The following is a 209-nucleotide window of genomic DNA, read 5'->3' on the forward strand; positions in this document are numbered from 1 at the left end:
CCTATAGGCGACAGCTACAGCTTTACGTATTTTGAAAACAGCAGCGACAGCACGGTGATCGGTACTGTGTCTGCAACCAACCCTGAAGGCACGCCAGTGACCTACAGTATCGTCAGCGGCAATGATGACGCTTGGTTTGAGATTGATCCCGTGACCGGTGTCATCAGCTTGACCCCAGCGGGCGTGGCCGCCGTCGCCAATGACTTTGA

At 55.0% G+C, this 209-nt stretch carries 1 protein-coding gene; it reads left to right on the top strand.

What is annotated here, in order from left to right; all coding sequences use genetic code 11:
• Nucleotides 1-209, top strand: a 209-nt coding sequence (locus tag H5114_RS20385; RefSeq protein WP_182723900.1) for a cadherin repeat domain-containing protein, incomplete at both ends; no start/stop codon positions are given.

It is taken from the genome of Shewanella sp. SR43-8, from assembly GCF_014163775.1.
GTDB lineage: Bacteria > Pseudomonadota > Gammaproteobacteria > Enterobacterales > Shewanellaceae > Shewanella > Shewanella vesiculosa.